Source organism: Mesorhizobium sp. L2C084A000 (genome assembly GCF_000502875.1).
Lineage (GTDB): Bacteria > Pseudomonadota > Alphaproteobacteria > Rhizobiales > Rhizobiaceae > Mesorhizobium.
Genome location: NZ_AYWX01000006.1, coordinates 108,796 through 122,583, shown reverse-complemented (window position 1 = coordinate 122,583; position 13,788 = coordinate 108,796). Strand labels below are relative to the sequence as shown.

The following is a 13,788-nucleotide window of genomic DNA, read 5'->3' as shown; positions in this document are numbered from 1 at the left end:
TTCTCAGGCCGCGCGGGCGGCGAGGGGCGCCGCGATCAGCCTGCTACCATCGTGGCCTGATATATCGGCCTCGACGATCTCACCCGGTGCGCCCGTGCCGAGTGCGGCAAGCGTAAAACCCTCGGTGCGGCCAAGGCCGTCGCGCTCGATCAGGATCGACTGACGCGTACCGGTGAGCGACGACAGATGCCTGATATACGCAACTTCACCGGCGGCGCGCAGCCGGGCGGCGCGCTGCTTGACCAATTCACGGCGGAGCTGGGGCATGCGCGCGGCAGGCGTGCCTTCGCGTGGGCTGAACGGGAAGACGTGGAGATGGGTCAGGCCACACTCCTCGACGATTTTTTCCGAGTTCTCGAACATTTCGTCGGTCTCGGTCGGGAAGCCGGCGATGATGTCGGCGCCGAAGACGATACCGGGGCGCAGCTTGCGCACATCCTCGCAGAAGCGGATCGACTGGTCGCGCAGATGCCGGCGCTTCATCCGCTTCAGGATCATGTCGTCGCCCGACTGCAGCGACAGATGCAGATGCGGCATCAGCCGCGGCTCGGTGGCGATGGCGTTGAGCAGATCGTCGTCGGCCTCGATCGAATCGATGGAGGACAGCCGCAGGCGCTTCACGTCCGGCACCTGTTTCAGGATTGTTTTCACCAGCCTGCCGAGCTTCGGCGCGCCCGGCAGATCGGCGCCGAATGATGTCATGTCGACGCCGGTCAGAACGATCTCGGCATAGCCGTTGCCGGCGAGCCGCTTGACCTGCTCGACCACGGCGCCCATCGGCACCGAGCGCGAATTGCCGCGGCCGTAGGGAATGATGCAGAAGGTGCAGCGGTGGTCGCAGCCATTCTGCACCTGGACGAAGGCGCGTGCCCGGCCCTCGATGGCGTCGACCATGTGGCCTGCGGTCTCACGCACCGAAAAGATATCGTTGACGCGTGCCTTTTCGGTGTCGTTGACGCCGAAATCCGGCAGTGCGCGATAGGAGTTGGCCTTCAGCTTCTCTTCATTGCCGAGCACGAGATCGACCTCGTCCATGGCGGCGAATTTTTCAGGCTCGGTCTGCGCGGCGCAGCCGGTGACGATGATGCGCGCCTGCGGGTTGTCGCGGCGCGCCTTGCGGATCGCCTGCTTGGCCTGGCGCACTGCTTCGCCTGTCACGGCGCAGGTGTTGAAGATCATGGCGCCACCTTCCAGCGCGCCCAGACCGGCACTTTCAGCCTCGCGCCGCATCACCTGCGATTCATAGGTGTTGAGCCGACAGCCGAAGGTGACGACATCGATGCCCTGGGACATCGGGCTCTTGGGCAGAGCGGACATCAGGCCGCGCTTTCGGTGTCGCGGGCCCATGTCCCGTTCGACGGGTCGAAGCTGCCGGAAAATTCCCATTCGGCGGCGCCCGTCAGGACCACGTGGTCATCGTCGCGCCATTCGACATGCAGCATGCCGCCGCCGGGGGTCAACAGACTGACGCTGCGGCCGGTCCGGTTGGTGCGGGCAGCGGCCACGACGGCGGCGCAGGCGGCCGAGCCGCAGGCCTTGGTCAGTCCGGCGCCGCGCTCCCAGGTGCGGATGATCATCGTTTCGGGCGAAGTAACCTGAGCGATGGTGATGTTGGCGCGCTCGGGGAACATCGGGTGGTTCTCGAGCAGCGGGCCGAAGCGGTCGAGCTCATAGGACCAGACGTCATTGTCGACCCAGAAGATGGCGTGCGGATTGCCCATCGAGACGACCGAGGGTGAATGCAGCACCGGCGCGTCGATCGGGCCGATCTGCAGCTCGATCATCCGGGTGTCGCGGAACTCCTCGGCCAGCGGGATATCCTGCCAGCCGAAGCGCGGCGTGCCCATGTCGACCGAGATCGAACCGTCGGCATGTTCGCGCGCATTGAGGATGCCTGCCACGGTTTCGAAGGTGAAGATCTTCTGGCCGGTCTCGGCGGCGAGCGCCTGGACGACGCAGCGCATGCCATTGCCGCAGGCCTGGGCGCTGGTTCCATCGGAATTCAAGATGTCGATGAAAAAGGCGGTGCCCGGCGTCCTGGCGTCATGGATCGCCATGATCTGGTCGAAGCTGGTCGCGGCATCGGCATTCAGCGCAATCGCCGCCGCCGCCGTCACCCGATCGGCACGGCCACGCATATCGGCAACGATGATCTCGTTGCCGATACCGTTCATCTTGGCGAAAGGGGCGGTGCTGGCCATTGCTCCGAAAAATTCCGTATCCGTTTGGCGCTATATGGCGGAAACGGGCAGGAATTACCAGTGCGCAGCCGCTTGGTCACGGCGAAAGCGCCGGACTTACGTGACGGCGAAAATGCCCAGCACCATCAGCAGGAAAATGATCAGAACGATGCCGATAAGGATGCGCGCACCGGTGGCGGCGGCACCTGCCAGCGCCGGCATGCCGAGCAGACTCGCCGCCGCGGCGACGATCAGGAGAACGACGATCCATTTGAGCATGGCAATGCCTCGCAAACCGGCAGATTTTTCAACCACATGAAAACGCGGTTGCCGCGCTGGGGTTCCGTCGAAACCGATCAGGGCGCTATGTGCTCCGGCACATCCCATACCTCACCCGGCCGCAAGGCGCGAAAGCGCTCGCGGGGGATGCCTTGATCGTCAAGCGCCTCGGTCAATTTGCGCGCCGGCTCGTCGATCGGCTCGTCGGTGAGCTGGAAAGTGCCCCAGTGGCAGCCGGCGGCATGGGCGGCATTGCACAGCGCCATGCCTTGCACCGCCTCCCAGGGGTTCTGGTGCTGCGGCGCCATGAACCAGCGCGGCTCATAGGCGCCGATCGGCAGGATGGCGAAGCGGAAACCGCCATGTTTCTCAGCCATCAGCCGGTAGTTGATGCCATCGTGGAAGCCGGTGTCGCCGGCGAAATAGAGCTTGCTGTCAGGCGTTTCGACGACGAAGCCGGCCCACAGCGCCATGCGCCGGTCGCGGGCGCCACGCGCCGACCAGTGATGCACCGGCTCGACATGGACGGCGGCGCCATTGCCGATCTCGACCCTGTCGCCCCAGTCATGCGCCGACAGTCGCATGCCGGGCACGGCGGCTTCGATGATGGCGTCGTTGCCGAGCGGAGTGAGCACCAGCGGGTCGTGGCCGGCCTTCAGCCGCTTCAACGTGGCGAGGTCGAGATGGTCATAGTGGTTGTGGCTGACCAGAACGAGGTCGATCGACGGCAGGTCGGCAAAGGCGATGCCTGGCGCATTGATGCGTTTTGGTCCGGCGAAGGAAAGCGGCGACGCGCGCAGCGACCACACCGGATCGGTAAGAATGTTCAGACCGGCCGTCTGGACCAGCAAGGTGGAATGACCAACCATGGTCACTTCCAGCGCAGCGCCCTCGACCCGAGCCGTCGGTTTCGCCTGCGGAAAGGGGCTTGCATCGCTCGCCGGCCATTTCGAGCGCTGGCCATTCAACTGCCATTTCAGCAGGTCGGCGAAACGGCCGGGTGGCTGGCCGTCGGGATTGAAGAACAATGCGCCGTCGAAATGGTCGCTGGGCGGGCCGCTGTAATAGCGATTGGCGGCAGTCTTTCTCGCGGCCAATTTGCGGCTCCAGCAGGGTTTCGTTTCCAGACATAGGCGCTAAGGCGGTTCGCGCAAGCGTCCACCGACGAAGTGTTGACCGGAATTCCCAAGCGACGGGCGACAAGCGGTCAGCCGTCCCCATTGCGATAAAATTGCAACACTTCTGGCTGCAAACTGTATTTTAACCATATCGGGTTGAAATTTCGCCACCTTCTCCATCTTGGTGGGGGTGAGATTGTGCGGACGGCTTCCCCCCAGCCGGATCCGACGGAGGTTGGAATGACTTTTTCGAAAACCGGTCTGGTGGCCGTATCGCTGGCGGCGCTCGTTGCGAGCGGCTGTTCGACCTCACGTTTTTCCTCGATGGATGACCAGCAGCCGGCACCGCTGGAGGCCGCGCCCGCCGGCAAGGTGACGGCGAACCAACTGCCGCCGCCGGCATCGCCCGGCACCACCGACCCTTCGCAATTCCCGACCGCTCCGGCGAACACGCAGGTCGCCGCGCTGCCTTCGGATGGTTCGGCGCCGGCCGGCGCTTCGGACGTGACCGCCGCCAGCGTCGCCGGTGTCTGGAACGCCAGCGTTGCGGGCCAGAGCTGCAAGGTGGCGACACCGCAGACCAAATTCGGCGCCGGCTTCCGCGCCGGTCCGCTGCATTGCCCGGCGCCGATGGACGGCATCAAGTCGTGGAACGTCGCCGGCAAGCAGCTGACGCTCTATGACGAGAGCGGCGGTGCGCTGGCGCGGCTCTATTCCTCGGGCGGCTCGAAATTCGACGGCCAGACTTCCAACGGCCAGCCGATTTCGCTTACGAGATAGTTTTTGTTTTACGCAATTCCGGTTCCCGGAATCGCTCCAGAACGACGTGACCGATGCATCTGCGTGACGGCCTCCAGACCCATGCGACCGTTAGGCAGCGCTACGACCATCTGGTGGAAACCGGTACGATCGACCGCGATCCGGCGCAGGAACGGATCGTTGCGGCGCTCGACCGGCTGACCGATGAGATCTCGGCCAAGCGGCTGGCGCATAAGTCGAGCGCGCTGGGCTGGCTGTTCGCCCGCAAGCGCGAGACGCATGAGGCCGTCAAAGGCCTCTACATCCATGGCGGCGTCGGCCGCGGCAAGACCATGCTGATGGACATGTTCTTCGACTTGCTGCCGGTGCGGCGCAAGCGCCGCGTCCACTTCAACGACTTCATGGCCGACGTGCAGGACCGTATCCAGAAGCACCGGCAGGCGCGCAAGAATGGCGACGTCAGGGAAGACGATCCGATCCCGCCGGTGGCCAAGGCCCTTGCCGAGCAAGCCTGGGTGCTGTGCTTCGACGAGTTCTCGGTCACCGACATTGCCGACGCGATGATCCTGTCCAGGTTGTTTTCGGCGCTGTTTGCCAGCGGCGTGGTGCTGGTCGCCACCTCGAATGTGGCGCCGGAAAACCTCTACAGCGACGGGCTGAACCGCCAGCTTTTCCTGCCCTTCATCGGCATATTGGAGCGGCACACACAGGTGCTGGCGCTCGATGCCGACAAGGACTACCGGCTGGAAAAGCTCGCCCGGACACCGGTCTATGTGACGCCGGCCGACGCGGCGGCGGACCAGCTACTCGACGAGGCCTGGCAAGCCATGACGCGGGGCGCGCCGACCGCCGAGACGTCGCTGGCCCTCAAAGGGCGGCAGGTGATCGTGCCGCGTGCGGCGGGCGATGCGGCGCGGTTCTCCTTCGCCGATCTCTGCGAGAAGCCGCTTGGCGCGCGTGATTTCCTGGCGATCGCCGGGCGCTTCTCAACCATTTTCATCGACCACGTCCCGGTGCTCGGCGAAGGCAAGCGCAACGAGGCCAAGCGCTTCATCCTGCTGATCGACACGCTCTACGACCATCGTATGCGGCTGGTGGCGAGCGCCGAAGCGCCGCCGCAAGCACTTTATGCAGCCAAGCGCGGCGTCGAAGCCTTCGAGTTCGAGCGCACGGCATCGCGGCTGATCGAGATGCAAAGCCGCGACTGGCTGGAGGATTGGGCGGAGCGGCAGAAAGGAAAGCCGGCGGTGTCGGAAGCGTCGCAGGCGCAGGCCTAAAGAAAGCAATTGGCAGCTTAGGCGCCCCGCTCATTCCTGCTTCGTTGAAGATTGGCGAAATCGCGTGGCAATCGATCTCCCCCCTTGAGGGGGGAGATGGCCGGCAGGCCAGAGGGGGTTGGTTCGACCGGGCGCGGCACAGATGGCGCCAGCGCTTCACGCGCGGCGACCCCCTCTGTCGCCTTCGGTGACATCTCCCCCCTTGCGGGCAGGGCTATCGCACATGGATTCTTGCGAAGAAGAACCCCCACCCTAACCCTCCCCACAAGGGGGAGGGAACGCTGCCGCGTGCCTNGGATTCTTGCGAAGAAGAACCCCCACCCTAACCCTCCCCACAAGGGGGAGGGAACGCTGCCGCGTGCCTTTAATTCTTCTTGGCGCCGAAAAGACAGGCGATGCTCCTGGGCCAGCGCCAACGGAAGTCTCCCTCTCCCTTGTGGGGAGGGGTTAGGCGTGGGGGTCCGTGCCGGGCAGACATCTCAGGAATTCCATATGCGATAGCCCTGCCCTCAAGGGGGAGATTTGGCGACCGCCATCACAAGGGCGTCATCGCCTGCATCCAGCCTTACGATTTCCATCTTCGTCGGCTATTTCTTCCCAAGTCGGCTTACAAACTTTGACGTTTACGTAAATCCCAAATGATCTAACCGATTGAAAATACTGACACCAAAATAATCGTTTGAATTTTTTGCGTGCCGGGGCTATTGGGTGCGGCGAAAATTCGCGGTTCCCCGCAGCATTCCGGCCTCTTCTTCGACGCCGCCATCAAATCACCAGAGATTTGAGACGTCGTCACCGACAAAGGGAAAACATCCTCACATGGCACGCAACAAGATAGCGCTTATCGGCTCTGGCATGATCGGCGGCACGCTCGCTCACATGATCGGCCTCAAGGACCTCGGCGACGTGGTGCTGTTCGATATTGCCGAAGGTATCCCGCAGGGCAAGGGGCTCGATATCGCGCAGTCGTCGCCTGTCGATGGCTTCGACTCCAGGCTCACCGGCATCAACGACTATGCCGGCATCGAAGGGGCCGACGTCTGCATCGTCACCGCCGGCGTGCCGCGCAAGCCCGGCATGAGCCGCGACGACCTTTTGGGCATCAACCTCAAGGTCATGGAACAGGTCGGCGCCGGGCTGAAGAAGTACGCGCCGAAGGCCTTCGTCATCTGCATCACAAACCCGCTCGACGCCATGGTCTGGGCGCTGCAGAAGTTCTCAGGCCTGCCCAACAGCCATGTCGTCGGCATGGCCGGCGTGCTTGACAGCGCGCGCTTCCGCTATTTCCTGGCAGAGGAATTCAAGGTCTCGGTCGAGGACGTCACCGCCTTCGTGCTCGGCGGCCACGGCGATTCCATGGTGCCGATGATCCGCTATTCGACGGTATCGGGCATTCCGCTGCCCGACCTCATCAAGATGGGCTGGACCTCGAAGGAGAAGCTCGACCAGATCGTGCAGCGCACCCGCGACGGCGGCGCCGAGATCGTCGGCCTGCTCAAGACCGGTTCGGCCTATTACGCGCCGGCCGCTTCGGCGATCTCGATGGCCGAAGCCTATCTCAAGGACAAGAAGCGCGTGCTGCCCTGCGCGGCGTATCTCTCCGGCCAGTATGGCGTCAAGAACACCTATGTCGGCGTTCCCGTGGTGATCGGCGCCGGCGGCGTCGAGCGCATCATCGAGATCGAACTCAACAAGAGCGAGCAGAAGATGTTCGACTCCTCTGTGGCGACGGTGCAGGGCCTGACCGAGGCCTGCGTCAAGATCGCGCCGCAACTCGCCTCCAAATGAATCTCCAGTAAGTGAACCCCCAGTCGATCCGGAGACCACCCAGATGAACATCCATGAGTATCAGGGCAAGGCGCTGCTGAAGAGCTTTGGCGCGCCGGTGGCCGAAGGTGTGCCGGTGTTCAAGGCGAGCGAAGCGGAAGCCGCCGCCAAGGCGCTGCCGGGCCCGCTCTATGTGGTGAAGAGCCAGATCCATGCCGGCGGCCGCGGCAAGGGCAAATTCACCGAGCTCGGCCCGGACGCCAAGGGCGGCGTGCGGCTGGCGAAATCGGTGGCCGACGTCGTCGCCAACGCCAACGAGATGCTGGGCAACACGCTGGTGACCAAGCAGACCGGTCCGGCCGGCAAGCAGGTCAACCGCCTCTACATCGAGGACGGTGCCGACATCGAACGCGAGCTCTATCTGTCGATCCTGGTCGACCGTTCGGTCGGCCGCATCGCCTTCGTCGTCTCGACCGAAGGCGGCATGGACATCGAAGCGGTCGCCCATGACACGCCCGAAAAGATCATCACCGTCGCCATCGATCCGGAAAAAGGCGTCACAGCAGCCGACCTGAAGGCGCTCAACGGCGCGCTCAAGCTCGACGGCGATGCGGCCAAGGACGGCGATACGCTGTTCCCGATCCTCTACAAGGCCTTCGTCGAGAAGGACATGAGCCTGCTCGAGGTCAACCCGCTGATCGTCATGAAGAACGGCCGGCTGCGCGTGCTCGACGCGAAAGTGTCGTTCGACAACAACGCGCTGTTCCGCCACCCCGACGTGCTCGAACTGCGCGACACCACGGAAGAGGACGAGAAGGAAATCGAGGCGTCGAAATACGACCTCGCCTATGTCGCGCTCGACGGCAATATCGGCTGCATGGTCAATGGCGCCGGCCTTGCCATGGCGACGATGGACATCATCAAGCTCTATGGCGCCGAGCCGGCCAACTTCCTCGATGTCGGTGGCGGCGCATCCAAGGAAAAAGTCACGGCGGCGTTCAAGATCATCACCAGGGATCCGGCAGTCAAGGGTATCCTGATCAACATCTTCGGCGGCATCATGAAGTGCGACATCATTGCCGAGGGCGTCATTGCCGCGGTCAAGGAAGTCGGCCTGGAAGTGCCGCTGGTGGTGCGCCTGGAAGGCACCAATGCCGAGCTTGGCAAGAAGATCATCAACGACAGCGGCCTCAACGTGGTGTCGGCCGATGATCTCGACGACGCAGCCAAGAAGATCGTGGCGGCGGTGAAGGGCTGAGCGGATGCCTCCGCGCAAGATAAACCTCGTCGAGGCGGCGGATCGGACCATCACCAAGGTTTTCGATCCGCATATCGCCGGCGATGTCAACGACAGCCAGGCGAAGGTCGCCAAGTTCGGCGAGATGTTCGACTGGCATGCGCATGACAATGAGGACGAAGCCTTCCTCGTGCTGCGCGGGCGTATCGCCATCGATTTCCGTGACGGTCCCGTCGAGCTCGGCGAGGGCGATTTCATCGTCGTGCCGCGCGGCGTCGAACACCGGCCGCGCTCGCTGACTGCGGAACCCGTCGTGCTGATGTTCGAGCCGGCAACGACGCTCAACACCGGCAATGCCAAAAGCGACCTCACCGTCGCCGACCTGAAGCGGCTGTAACGAACTTGCGACTGCCACACAGTTACACATATACTGTGTGAAGTAGGCGCAGGAGAAAAGAGAAATGAAGAACATCACTCTGGCAGTCGAAGACGAGGTCTTGGAGCAGGTCAAGCTGACGGCCGCCGAACAGCGAACGACCGTCAACGCCATGGTGCGGGAGTTTTTCTCGGCAGTGGCCGCCAAGCGGTACGCCAAGGACGAGGCACGGCAGGCCCTTCTGCGGCTCGCCCGCGAGGCGGCAGGCGACATGGGTGGCAAGAAATGGAACCGGGAAGCTCTCTATGATCGCTGACTGCTTCCTCGACACGAACATCCTCGTCTATGCCGCCATCGGACACAAGGCCGAGCGCGCGAAGTATGAGCGCGCCGTGGAGTTGATCGCCAAGGAAGACTATTCGACCTCCGCACAGGTGCTGCAGGAGTTCTATGTCAACGTGACCAAGCGGGCTGAGGTCACACTGGCGCCGGCGAAGGCGGCCGAATGGGTCGCCGCGATCTCCATGAAGCCCTGCCAGGATCTGGATAGCGCCGTTGTAATGCAGGGCATCGCGAACGCGCAACGCTACCAGATTTCATATTGGGATGGCGCCATCATCGCCGCCGCCGAGCGCCTTGGCGTCAAGATACTCTACACCGAAGACCTCAACCACGGGCAGTCTTATGGCTCCGTGGTCGCCATGAACCCCTTCCGCAATCACTGATCAGGTCGCAAAAAATGTCCATTCTCGTCGACAAGAACACCAAGGTGCTGGTGCAGGGCCTGACCGGCAAGACCGGCACGTTCCACACCGAACAGGCGCTGGCTTATCACGGCACGAAAATGGTCGGCGGCATCCACCCGAAGAAGGGTGGCGAGACGTGGACCGGCGCGAAGGGCGAGAGCCTGCCGATCTTCGCCACCGTCGCCGAGGGCAAGGAAAAGACCGGCGCCAACGCCTCGGTCGTCTATGTGCCGCCGGCGGGTGCCGCCGAGGCCATCCTGGAAGCGATTGAGGCCGAGATCCCGCTGATCATCTGCATCACCGAAGGTATCCCGGTGATGGACATGATCAAGGTCAAGGCGCGGCTCGACCGCTCGACGTCGCGGCTGATCGGGCCGAACTGCCCGGGCGTGCTGACGCCCAACGAATGCAAGATCGGCATCATGCCCGGAAACATCTTCCGCAAGGGCTCGGTCGGCGTTGTTTCGCGGTCGGGAACGCTTACCTATGAGGCAGTGTTCCAGACCACCAATGTCGGCCTCGGCCAGACCACCGCCGTTGGCATTGGCGGCGACCCCGTCAAGGGCACCGAATTCATCGACGTGCTCGAAATGTTCCTCGCCGATGACGAGACCAAGTCGATCATCATGATCGGCGAGATCGGCGGTTCCGCCGAGGAAGACGCCGCGCAGTTCCTCAAGGACGAAGCCAAGCGTGGCCGAAGCAAGCCGATGGCCGGTTTCATCGCCGGGCGCACGGCGCCGGCCGGCCGCACCATGGGCCATGCGGGCGCGGTCATCTCCGGCGGCAAGGGCGGCGCGGAAGACAAGATCGCGGCGATGGAATCGGCTGGGATAAAAGTATCGCCCTCGCCGGCGCGGCTAGGCACGACGCTGGTCGAGGCGATCAAGGGTTAAGGCAGTAAGGGAGTAGGGCAGTATGGCAGTAGGGGAATAGGAAGAACGGGACGAGCGGCGGCAACCGCCTGCTTTTCCTACTGCCTTACTCCCCTACTGCCCTACTCCCCTCCAAAAACAGGAGACGGAGCCAGGCTCCGCGGACAAAAATGGCAAGACAAGATCAGGCCAACGACCAATTTTCGCTCACCTCATTCCTCTATGGCGGCAACGCCGATTACATCGACGCGCTCTACGCCGCCTATGAGGACGATCCCGCCTCGGTCAATCCCGAATGGCAGGAGTTCTTCGCCGGGCTGAAAGACGATGCCGGCGATGTGCGCAGGAATGCCAAGGGCGCCTCCTGGGCCAAGCCCTCCTGGCCGCTGCAGGCGAATGGCGAACTGGTCTCGGCGCTCGACGGCAACTGGGGCATCGTCGAGAAGACGATCGAAAAGAAGGTCAAGGACAAGGCGGTCACCAACGGCGTCGTCCTGTCCGATGCCGACGTGCACCAGGCGACGCGCGATTCGGTGCGCGCCATCATGATGATCCGCGCCTACCGCATGCGCGGCCATCTGCACGCCAATCTCGATCCGCTCGGCATCGCCAAGCCGCTCGAGGATTACAACGAGCTGTCGCCGGAGAACTATGGCTTCACCGAAGCCGACTATGACCGGCCGATCTTCCTCGACAATGTGCTCGGCCTTGAATTCGGCACCATCCGGCAGATGCTGGAAATCCTGACCCGAACCTATTGCTCGACGCTCGGCGTCGAGTTCATGCATATTTCGGACCCCGAGGAAAAGGCCTGGATCCAGGCCCGCATCGAGGGCGCCGACAAGGAGATCACCTTCACCGCCACCGGCAAGAAGGCGATCCTGCAGAAGCTGGTCGAGGCCGAAGGCTTCGAGCAGTTCATCGACGTCAAGTACAAGGGCACCAAGCGCTTCGGCCTCGATGGCAGTGAAGCGCTGATCCCGGCGCTGGAGCAGATCGTCAAGCGCGGCGGCCAGCTCGGCATGAAGGAGATCGTGCTCGGCATGGCGCATCGCGGCCGGCTGAACGTGCTCTCCCAGGTGATGGCCAAGCCGCACCGCGCCATCTTCCACGAGTTCAAGGGCGGCTCGGCCGCACCCGACGAGGTCGAGGGCTCGGGCGACGTCAAGTACCATCTCGGCGCCTCGTCGGACCGCGAGTTCGACGGCAACAAGGTGCATCTGTCCCTGACTGCCAACCCCTCGCATCTGGAAATCGTCGATCCGGTGGTGATGGGCAAGGCGCGCGCCAAGCAGGATTACCTGTTCGGCCGCAGCCGCGAGGAGATCGTACCGCTGGAAGAGCGCGCCAAGGTGCTGCCGCTCTTGCTGCATGGCGATGCCGCCTTCGCCGGTCAGGGCGTGATCGCCGAGATCCTCGGCCTGTCCGGCCTGCGCGGCCACCGCGTCGCCGGCACGCTGCACTTCATCATCAACAACCAGATCGGTTTCACCACCAACCCGCGCTTCTCGCGCTCGTCGCCCTATCCATCAGACGTGGCCAAGATGATCGAGGCGCCGATCTTCCACGTCAATGGCGACGACCCGGAAGCCGTGGTGCACGCCACCAAGGTGGCGATCGAATTCCGCATGAAGTTCTTCAAGCCTGTTGTGGTCGATATGTTCTGCTATCGCCGCTTCGGCCACAATGAGGGCGACGAGCCGGCCTTCACCCAGCCGATCATGTATCGCAACATCCGCACCCACAAGACGACGGTCCAGATCTATGGCGACCGGCTGATCGCCGAGGGTCACATCAGCCAGGCTGAACTCGACCAGCTCAAGGCCGACTGGCGGGCGCATCTGGAATCGGAATGGGAAGTCGGCCAGCACTACAAGCCCAACAAGGCCGATTGGCTGGACGGCGCCTGGTCGGGCCTGCGCACCGCCGACAACCAGGATGAACAGCGGCGCGGCAAGACCGCCGTGCCGGTCAAGACGCTGAAGGAAATCGGCAAGAAGCTGACCGAGGTGCCGAAGGATTTCGAAGCGCACAAGACGATCATCCGCTTCCTCGAGAACCGCCGCCAGGCGATCGAGTCGGGCGAAGGCATCGACTGGTCAACGGCCGAGGCGCTGGCCTTCGGCGCCATCCTGCTCGACGGCAATCCGATCCGCCTGTCGGGCCAGGATTCCGAACGCGGCACCTTCTCGCAGCGCCATTCGGTCCTTTACGACCAGCGCGACGAGACCCGTTACATCCCGCTCAACAATCTGTCGGCGGCTCAAGCTGGCTACGAAGTCATCAACTCGATGCTGTCGGAAGAGGCGGTGCTGGGCTTCGAATATGGCTACAGCCTGGCCGAGCCGAAGGCGCTGACCTTGTGGGAAGCGCAGTTCGGCGACTTCGCCAACGGTGCCCAGGTGGTGTTCGACCAGTTCATCTCCAGCGGAGAGCGCAAGTGGCTCAGAATGTCGGGCCTCGTCTGCCTGTTGCCGCATGGCTATGAAGGCCAGGGTCCGGAACACTCTTCGGCCCGGCTCGAACGCTTCCTGCAGCTTTGCGCCGAAGACAACATGCAAGTGGCCAACTGCACGACGCCGGCCAACTACTTCCACATATTGCGCCGGCAGCTGAAGCGCGACTTCCGCAAGCCGCTGATCCTGATGACGCCGAAATCGCTGCTGCGCCACAAGCGGGCGGTGTCGACGCTGCCGGAAATTTCGGGCGAAAGCTCGTTCCACCGGCTGCTTTGGGACGACGCGCAACTGCTTTCCGGGCAGGCGATCAAGCTCACCAAGGATTCGAAGATCCGCCGCGTCGTGCTGTGCTCGGGCAAGGTCTATTACGACCTCTATGAGGAGCGCGAGAAGCGCGGCATCAACGACATCTATCTGCTGCGCGTCGAACAGCTCTATCCGTTCCCGGCCAAGGCGCTGATTACGGAACTGTCGCGTTTCCGCAATGCCGAGATGGTCTGGTGCCAGGAGGAGCCCAAGAACATGGGCGCCTGGTCGTTCATCGACCCGTATCTGGAATGGGTGCTGGCGCATATCGACGCCAAGCATCAGCGGGTGCGCTACACCGGCCGTCCTGCCGCCGCCTCGCCGGCGACCGGACTGATGTCAAAGCATCTCGCCCAGCTCGCCGCCTTGCTCGAAGACGCGCTTGGTGAATAGAGAATATCTGGGCGAA

At 63.2% G+C, this 13,788-nt stretch carries 13 protein-coding genes; 9 read left to right on the top strand and 4 right to left on the bottom strand.

Annotated features, from left to right (window positions below; genetic code table 11):
• Positions 1 to 3 precede the first annotated feature (3 nt).
• The 4 genes from mtaB to X735_RS151230 all read right to left on the bottom strand — a co-directional run bounded on the left by mtaB (position 4) and on the right by X735_RS151230 (position 3,556).
• The gene (gene mtaB / locus X735_RS151215; RefSeq protein WP_031213274.1) at positions 4 to 1,317 is read right to left on the bottom strand and encodes a tRNA (N(6)-L-threonylcarbamoyladenosine(37)-C(2))-methylthiotransferase MtaB; all 1,314 of its coding nucleotides are present in this window, start codon (positions 1,315 to 1,317) and stop codon (positions 4 to 6) included.
• On the bottom strand, positions 1,317 to 2,201 hold the full coding sequence (dapF, locus tag X735_RS151220; protein WP_023811291.1) for a diaminopimelate epimerase: 885 nt from the start codon (positions 2,199 to 2,201) through the stop codon (positions 1,317 to 1,319). The genes mtaB and dapF overlap by 1 nt, the downstream gene beginning before the upstream one ends.
• Before the next feature lie 96 nt (positions 2,202 to 2,297).
• Positions 2,298 to 2,459 carry a DUF1328 family protein gene (locus X735_RS1000000167525; protein WP_023811290.1) on the bottom strand — a complete coding sequence of 54 codons (162 nt, stop codon included), beginning with the start codon at positions 2,457 to 2,459 and terminating at the stop codon, positions 2,298 to 2,300.
• 77 nt (positions 2,460 to 2,536) lie between these two features.
• A complete protein-coding gene (locus tag X735_RS151230; protein WP_023811289.1) occupies positions 2,537 to 3,556 on the bottom strand; it encodes an MBL fold metallo-hydrolase in 1,020 nt (339 codons plus the stop codon).
• A gap of 261 nt (positions 3,557 to 3,817) precedes the next feature.
• Here X735_RS151230 and X735_RS151235 point away from each other — a divergent pair, with 261 nt between their 5' ends.
• The 9 genes from X735_RS151235 (at position 3,818) to X735_RS151275 (ending at position 13,772) form a co-directional block, all read left to right on the top strand.
• The gene (locus tag X735_RS151235; RefSeq protein WP_023811288.1) at positions 3,818 to 4,357 is read left to right on the top strand and encodes a protease inhibitor Inh/omp19 family protein; all 540 of its coding nucleotides are present in this window, start codon (positions 3,818 to 3,820) and stop codon (positions 4,355 to 4,357) included.
• Positions 4,358 to 4,410: 53 nt separating this feature from the next.
• Positions 4,411 to 5,613, top strand: coding sequence for a cell division protein ZapE (gene zapE / locus X735_RS151240; protein WP_023811287.1), 1,203 nt, complete (start codon positions 4,411 to 4,413; stop codon positions 5,611 to 5,613).
• An 819-nt stretch (positions 5,614 to 6,432) separates the two neighbouring features.
• On the top strand, positions 6,433 to 7,401 hold the full coding sequence (gene mdh, locus X735_RS151245) for a malate dehydrogenase (RefSeq protein WP_013528846.1): 969 nt from the start codon (positions 6,433 to 6,435) through the stop codon (positions 7,399 to 7,401).
• A 43-nt stretch (positions 7,402 to 7,444) separates the two neighbouring features.
• The gene (gene sucC, locus X735_RS151250; RefSeq protein WP_023811286.1) at positions 7,445 to 8,638 is read left to right on the top strand and encodes an ADP-forming succinate--CoA ligase subunit beta; all 1,194 of its coding nucleotides are present in this window, start codon (positions 7,445 to 7,447) and stop codon (positions 8,636 to 8,638) included.
• A gap of 4 nt (positions 8,639 to 8,642) precedes the next feature.
• A complete protein-coding gene (locus X735_RS151255) occupies positions 8,643 to 9,014 on the top strand; it encodes a cupin domain-containing protein (RefSeq protein WP_023811285.1) in 372 nt (123 codons plus the stop codon).
• 64 nt (positions 9,015 to 9,078) lie between these two features.
• Positions 9,079 to 9,309, top strand: a complete 231-nt coding sequence (locus tag X735_RS151260) for a hypothetical protein (RefSeq protein ID WP_023811284.1) — start codon at positions 9,079 to 9,081, stop codon at positions 9,307 to 9,309.
• Positions 9,299 to 9,718, top strand: coding sequence for a PIN domain-containing protein (locus tag X735_RS151265; protein ID WP_023811283.1), 420 nt, complete (start codon positions 9,299 to 9,301; stop codon positions 9,716 to 9,718). The genes X735_RS151260 and X735_RS151265 overlap by 11 nt, the downstream gene beginning before the upstream one ends.
• 14 nt (positions 9,719 to 9,732) lie before the next feature.
• Positions 9,733 to 10,635: a succinate--CoA ligase subunit alpha gene (gene sucD, locus X735_RS151270; protein WP_023811282.1), complete on the top strand. Its 903-nt coding sequence runs from the start codon at positions 9,733 to 9,735 to the stop codon at positions 10,633 to 10,635.
• 149 nt (positions 10,636 to 10,784) lie between these two features.
• The gene (locus tag X735_RS151275) at positions 10,785 to 13,772 is read left to right on the top strand and encodes a 2-oxoglutarate dehydrogenase E1 component (protein WP_023811281.1); all 2,988 of its coding nucleotides are present in this window, start codon (positions 10,785 to 10,787) and stop codon (positions 13,770 to 13,772) included.
• Positions 13,773 to 13,788: the final 16 nt, after the last annotated feature.

What these genes read in the sequence shown, in the direction of transcription:
- mtaB (WP_031213274.1), bottom strand. Translation starts at nt 1,317, where the DNA reads ATGTCCGCTCTGCCCAAGAGCCCGATGTCCCAGGGCATCGATGTCGTC.
- dapF (WP_023811291.1), bottom strand. Translation starts at nt 2,201, where the DNA reads ATGGCCAGCACCGCCCCTTTCGCCAAGATGAACGGTATCGGCAACGAG.
- X735_RS1000000167525 (WP_023811290.1), bottom strand. Translation starts at nt 2,459, where the DNA reads ATGCTCAAATGGATCGTCGTTCTCCTGATCGTCGCCGCGGCGGCGAGT.
- X735_RS151235 (WP_023811288.1), top strand. Translation starts at nt 3,818, where the DNA reads ATGACTTTTTCGAAAACCGGTCTGGTGGCCGTATCGCTGGCGGCGCTC.
- zapE (WP_023811287.1), top strand. Translation starts at nt 4,411, where the DNA reads ATGCATCTGCGTGACGGCCTCCAGACCCATGCGACCGTTAGGCAGCGC.
- mdh (WP_013528846.1), top strand. Translation starts at nt 6,433, where the DNA reads ATGGCACGCAACAAGATAGCGCTTATCGGCTCTGGCATGATCGGCGGC.
- sucC (WP_023811286.1), top strand. Translation starts at nt 7,445, where the DNA reads ATGAACATCCATGAGTATCAGGGCAAGGCGCTGCTGAAGAGCTTTGGC.
- X735_RS151255 (WP_023811285.1), top strand. Translation starts at nt 8,643, where the DNA reads ATGCCTCCGCGCAAGATAAACCTCGTCGAGGCGGCGGATCGGACCATC.
- X735_RS151260 (WP_023811284.1), top strand. Translation starts at nt 9,079, where the DNA reads ATGAAGAACATCACTCTGGCAGTCGAAGACGAGGTCTTGGAGCAGGTC.
- X735_RS151265 (WP_023811283.1), top strand. Translation starts at nt 9,299, where the DNA reads ATGATCGCTGACTGCTTCCTCGACACGAACATCCTCGTCTATGCCGCC.
- sucD (WP_023811282.1), top strand. Translation starts at nt 9,733, where the DNA reads ATGTCCATTCTCGTCGACAAGAACACCAAGGTGCTGGTGCAGGGCCTG.
- X735_RS151275 (WP_023811281.1), top strand. Translation starts at nt 10,785, where the DNA reads ATGGCAAGACAAGATCAGGCCAACGACCAATTTTCGCTCACCTCATTC.